This window comes from Lactobacillus sp. A27 (assembly GCF_016742815.1).
In the GTDB taxonomy this organism is placed as follows: Bacteria; Bacillota; Bacilli; order Lactobacillales; family Lactobacillaceae; genus Lactobacillus; species Lactobacillus gallinarum.
In genome coordinates this window covers 1-5,047 of sequence record NZ_JAEHNT010000113.1, presented here as the reverse complement: position 1 = coordinate 5,047, position 5,047 = coordinate 1, and the positions used below count along the sequence as shown (strand labels likewise).

The 5,047-nt window shown below is 36.8% G+C and carries 6 protein-coding genes; 2 read left to right on the top strand and 4 right to left on the bottom strand.

The genetic code is table 11. The annotated features are described in order from the left end of the window. Nucleotides 1-221: 221 nt before the first annotated feature. Both JEM49_RS10030 and nrdI read right to left on the bottom strand, forming a co-directional pair. Nucleotides 222-1,157: a ribonucleotide-diphosphate reductase subunit beta gene (locus tag JEM49_RS10030; RefSeq protein WP_201874878.1), complete on the bottom strand. Its 936-nt coding sequence runs from the start codon at nucleotides 1,155-1,157 to the stop codon at nucleotides 222-224. A gap of 2 nt (nucleotides 1,158-1,159) precedes the next feature. Next, nucleotides 1,160-1,606: a class Ib ribonucleoside-diphosphate reductase assembly flavoprotein NrdI gene (nrdI, locus tag JEM49_RS10025; RefSeq protein WP_191335553.1), complete on the bottom strand. Its 447-nt coding sequence runs from the start codon at nucleotides 1,604-1,606 to the stop codon at nucleotides 1,160-1,162. Between the two features lie 125 nt (nucleotides 1,607-1,731). Between nrdI and JEM49_RS10020 the strand changes: the two genes are divergently transcribed. Beyond that, nucleotides 1,732-2,355, top strand: coding sequence for an LVIS_2131 family protein (locus tag JEM49_RS10020; protein ID WP_098044404.1), 624 nt, complete (start codon nucleotides 1,732-1,734; stop codon nucleotides 2,353-2,355). A gap of 42 nt (nucleotides 2,356-2,397) precedes the next feature. Here JEM49_RS10020 and JEM49_RS10015 read toward each other — a convergent pair whose 3' ends face one another. Both JEM49_RS10015 and JEM49_RS10010 read right to left on the bottom strand, forming a co-directional pair. Next, a complete protein-coding gene (locus JEM49_RS10015; protein WP_201874877.1) occupies nucleotides 2,398-3,903 on the bottom strand; it encodes an O-antigen ligase family protein in 1,506 nt (501 codons plus the stop codon). Between the two features lie 92 nt (nucleotides 3,904-3,995). Then, on the bottom strand, nucleotides 3,996-4,295 hold the full coding sequence (locus tag JEM49_RS10010; RefSeq protein ID WP_087176915.1) for a DUF2187 family protein: 300 nt from the start codon (nucleotides 4,293-4,295) through the stop codon (nucleotides 3,996-3,998). 94 nt (nucleotides 4,296-4,389) lie between these two features. On the opposite strand from JEM49_RS10010, the gene JEM49_RS10005 reads away from it, so the two are divergent. Further along, nucleotides 4,390-4,935, top strand: coding sequence for a guanylate kinase (locus JEM49_RS10005; protein ID WP_087176914.1), 546 nt, complete (start codon nucleotides 4,390-4,392; stop codon nucleotides 4,933-4,935). Nucleotides 4,936-5,047 lie beyond the last annotated feature (112 nt).

Here is a 5,047-nt window from a genome sequence, read left to right as displayed (position 1 = left end):
TGTTAAGATTAACAAGAGCCAATGGTTGAACATTAAGGACGTTGTAAAGGACTAATTCTTTTAGATCAAAACAAATAAATAATTTTTAACATGATGAATGCATATTTATATAGATAGACTTTAGATCAATCATTTTGCATATTTGCAGGTGATTGATCTTTTTTTGCCAAAAGAAAAGACCGAATCAATTTGATTCGATCTTTAGTACATCAAGGTTAATATTATTTGATTTCTTTAAATTTATTAAGCGAATGGTCATTGGTGTAGAAGAAGAAGTCTTCCAATACGGCACTCTTAATTACACCTTTTTCGATTGTCGCGTTAATAGTATCAGCTGTATCAGGATACTTACCTGAAAAGCCTAAGTTAAGATAAGCTTTATTGACGCTGTAGTAGAAGTAATGTTTGGCATCTTCTTCCCAACCAGTGCCTTTATATATTAAATGAATGTGCTTTTCTTCGTTAGCTACTAACTCATCGTATAAGTTTTCGATCCATTCCTTTAATCTATCTTGTTCATTCTTGCCAAGCTTGCTATAGCCTAAGCGGAACTTATATCCAGGATAGATACCGCTGAATGAAGTACCACGTAAGGCTAACTTAATAATTTCAGCAGTTCTAACCATCTTGCCGTCACCGAACAAGTAGAGTGGGGCGAAGAAGCCAGAGTGATAAAGAGCAGTTTCCAAAATTACATTAGCTGCTTTTTTCTGCAAGGCATCTCCACTTTGATAGATTTTATTTAAAATATGGATCTTATTTTGCAAATAAGGATTATTGTTTGCCCAATTCAAAGTTTCTTCGACAGTCTTGTCATCAGATAACTCATGCAAAACATAACTGTAACCCTTATTGGCAATTGATTCCAAATATTGCAACGCGTTTAAAACGGCAGATTCTTCAGGCGTAATTGCGTCCGCTTTAATCTGTTCAATACCGTTACGCATTTGTAAGCCAGACGAGAAAGACAATGCTCCAAAAGCATGAAGCAAAGCTTCTTGAATTGGCTTATCTAATTTTATAAATTCTTTTTTATCTTCTCTAACCGGAACGTTGCGAGGTTCCCAAATAATATCGTTTAGTCTCGCCCAAGCGGATCTGTCGACACGATCCTCCATGTCATTCCAGTTAATTGCTTCGTAATATTTCTCAGTCATACTCAATCTCTAAAATCACTCAAAAAGCTAATATTTCCACGTAATTCTTTAGGTTTTTGGATTTTCTTGGTGCTTTCACCAGTAGAAAGATCATGAACAATCTTGCGAACGTTTTTGACATCTTCACTTGTGCCACTAAATTCCAGTAAATAAAGAATCGGTACTTTTAGCGTAGCTGCGATCTTCTTCGCGGTTTGAGCAAAAAGGTCGTTGAAGTTACGATTACCACAACCGATAATTCCGATAATATTCTTTTTATTGTCTTTATACGTTAAAAAGTTAACGACTGAATCCATCATGAAATCCTGGTATGCAGGAACGATCAAAATGTACTTTTGACCCATATCAAATTTGGGTTTAGCATCGCTGATCTGATGGGCTTCTAATTGCGTTTTATCAATAAAACGTTTAGTTTGCCCAGTTATTGAATAAAATGCTATTGCTACCATATTTTTCCCTAATAAATCTAATGTACTCAATGTCTATCTTCTCACCTAAATCCCAAGTATTCAATAGTTAAGCTATTCAAATTTTGAAAAAATTCCCCTATAATGTAGAGCAAGGAGGAATCGTCATGTTTAGCTGGAATATTATTGGTATCTTAACCTGGGTTGCCATCATACTGTATTTAGTATTTATTATCCAAAATATTCGTCGTAGACGAATTAAGATGATTATTAAACAGCATAAGCACTTTAGCTGGCCTAACTTTATCTTGAATATAGTTGAGGTGGTCATTTTATTTGTAGCAGCTGGCTGGATGTTTAATCAAACATTTATGGATAATCCAGATTTGGAAGATGCAAGTCGAATTACTTCAAGCGTTAAATATGAACCGCTGATAATGAAGACCGGGGTTGGCAATTCAAGCTATGTCACGATCAATTCAGCTAAGAAGAGATACGGTTCTCAGTCATATACTTTTTATAAGGCAGGAAGCAAAATCACGGCGTCTAGTGATTATGCATCGATTGCGTATGGTGATACGGCATTAGATGTTAATGCAGAAAAGATTCCATACGTTAAAAAGACGCTTAAGAAAATGGATAAGAAATATCAACGTGCTTATGTAGCCATTTATACAGCGACATATAAGAAGAATTGGCAAAACGGTATTGGAATGCACGCAGGGCATTTGGCAACGCGTTATTACTTGATCCGGGTGCCAGATCAAAGCTTCATCAAGCAAGGAAAATAAGCAAAGAAAATCCCCATTCAAAGACGAATGAGGATTTTTTCTTTAATTTTTGGCTTTAATTTCAGCTAATAATCCACCTTCAACGAAGGCTAAGATGAAGCTGGCGGTTAAAAAGTCCATGACGTTGCCTGATGAAAATGCCGCAAACAGCATAAAAGCGATTGAAAGCAGCATGGAACTAATCAGGTAGGTGCGTTTTCTTCTATTCATTAGCCATTTAACAAAAGCGTACAGCATGATTGCTACGTACGGGCCAACAAATAGCAACATCCCGATCCAACCTAATGAATAGATCTGACTGGTGAAGTCTCGCTCTAGGTTAAAAATGTTGGTCTCACGGGTATATGAGATACCTAAGAACTTGTCCAACTTATTATTGTTAGTCTTAACTACTTGATCTAGCATAGCCCTTTCAACGTGACGGTTTTGCATCCGCGCAGTTCCCGGCTCGTTCATGATCTTAAGCCAAAATTCTGGATCATATTTGTAAGGGTAGCTCTTAGTGACAAACTTTTTGTTTAGGGCATAATCTTGATAATGCTCTTCGATAAATTCGATTAAAAATTGCTTCCGTTTTTCGCCGCTTGGATATTTTTTAAGACCAGCGGCTAATTCTTTCTTAGCAACAGTTAAGCTGTTATCAGATTGTTGCGCTAAAAACTTTTCATAATTGTAACGCTGGATTGCTGGACCGAAGGGGATAATCGCCATCGCACCAATTTCGATTATCAGCGCTACTAAAATTGCCTTGCCGTTCTTGATGACATCTTTGACAATGAACAAATGGAAAACGTAGAGCAAAATACCGATGATAATGCCACCAATTAAGCCGATTAGCGCGACTTTAGTTCCAAGTTCGATCATTGCGAGGGCCTGCACGACATTTAAAGTAACGGTTTTCCAATTAAAATGACTGAACATGAAGTAGAGCATCAGGGGCACTAGCATGAATAGTACGGCCGAGACCATGTTGGCAAAGTTGAAGAAGCCTTTAGAAGCCATGTGGGAATAGCCGATGTTAGGATTGAAGAACCATTCAAAAATATTGGCACTGATCGGGCCGGTTTCGTAACTTCTAAGTGAAATCACGAAAAGGTTGCTGATCACGATGGTGAATGAAAATAGTCCGCTGATTCCTTCAATTACATGTCTGAATTGATCGCGAGTGAAATTTAACGCGGTAGTAAAGAAAATCACCATCAGCGGCAAAAGCATTCTAATGAGATAGAAGATTTCACTGACAGTCGAATAGTTGTAATCATTTGGATTAATACTATTAAAATGTTTCACGTGTAACAAGTGTAGAGCCGAGTAAATTACTAGCAAGGCTAAATAAAACAGTAGCCATTTGTTTTTACCCAATTTTTGCCAATTCTGTTTTTGACTAAAGAACATGCAAAAGATAACAAAAACAGCCAAAATTCTAATGATTGTAGGCAAAGTAAACGGCAAGACGTCAGCCAATTTGCCATGATAAAACCAATAAAGGTCCAAAAACGGCTGAATAAGGATGAACCAGAATAAAACGGTTCGAGTTTTCTCTTTCATAAAAAATCTCCCTAAATAGATCGATATTGTATTAATTTTAGGCAAAAAAAGATCCTGCGTAAATATTACTCAGGATCTTTTTGAATTTTGTTTTACTTTTTGCTGTCTTTGTTAGCCTTTTTAGTTTTAGCAATCTTTTCAACTTTAACTTCGTTAGTTGAAGCAGTCTTACTATTTTTAGCGGCACGAGCAGCCTTTAAGTTTTTGAAGTTGACCACAATCTTGTTGTTCAAGTCACTAATTGCAGTGGCATCAACTGGATCGTATGAAGTGATAGCTAAGAGAGCAGAATTTTCATAAATTTTTTCTACCTTACCTTGGAATGGCTTCTTAAGTTCTTCTTCTGACTTGGCACCAACGATTGCGCCAACTTTTACATCTGCTTTTTTCATGGAGTTATCTCCTCTCTTGATAAAAAATCTTGGTCTTTTGTAACATTGGAATGTTAATATAGATGAGCAACATTTTCAAGTGGGGGACTTTCTTTTGAAGAAAATAATTTTGATCGCGGGCCCGAGCGGCGCCGGAAAGACAACGATTTCTGATTATTTAAATGAAAAATATGGCATACCACGTGTTTTGACACACACGACGCGTCCAATGAGACCAGGGGAAAAGCAGAATGTCTCCTATCATTTTGAAACGGATGAAAGCTTCAAGACATTGCACTTTTTTGAGCACGTCAGATATGGCTCTTATCAATATGGGTCAAGTCGTGAAGCCTTAAACCTTGCTTGGAAAAAGAGCGATCTCGTTTCTTTAATTGTCGATATTAAAGGTGTTTATACTTATTTGAAACAATTAGGCAATAAAGTTTATTTTCTTTATGTCACAACTTCGACTAAAGAAGAATTAAAAGAGCGGCTTTTAAAGCGAGGAGATGATCCCGAAAAGATCAAAGAACGACTCAGCGGCAGTGAATTAAATCTATTGCCGGAAGACTTGAAAGATTACGCACACATATTAGTTAATGATAATCTATCAGAAACCAAGAGTAAGCTAGATTCAATCACAGCAAGGCTTGAAAAGTGATTTGAAAGCCCTTAATTTTACAAGATTTTTTTAATGAAAAACGCCCGAAAATCCCCGTATTTTAATGCGGGGATGGATAGGGCCAAGCTGACCTAGCAGTCAGCTTTTTTTA

Excerpts from the sequence above, each read along its gene's own strand:
- JEM49_RS10030 (WP_201874878.1), bottom strand. The coding sequence starts at position 1,157 with ATGACTGAGAAATATTACGAAGCAATTAACTGGAATGACATGGAGGAT.
- nrdI (WP_191335553.1), bottom strand. The coding sequence starts at position 1,606 with ATGGTAGCAATAGCATTTTATTCAATAACTGGGCAAACTAAACGTTTT.
- JEM49_RS10020 (WP_098044404.1), top strand. The coding sequence starts at position 1,732 with ATGTTTAGCTGGAATATTATTGGTATCTTAACCTGGGTTGCCATCATA.
- JEM49_RS10015 (WP_201874877.1), bottom strand. The coding sequence starts at position 3,903 with ATGAAAGAGAAAACTCGAACCGTTTTATTCTGGTTCATCCTTATTCAG.
- JEM49_RS10010 (WP_087176915.1), bottom strand. The coding sequence starts at position 4,295 with ATGAAAAAAGCAGATGTAAAAGTTGGCGCAATCGTTGGTGCCAAGTCA.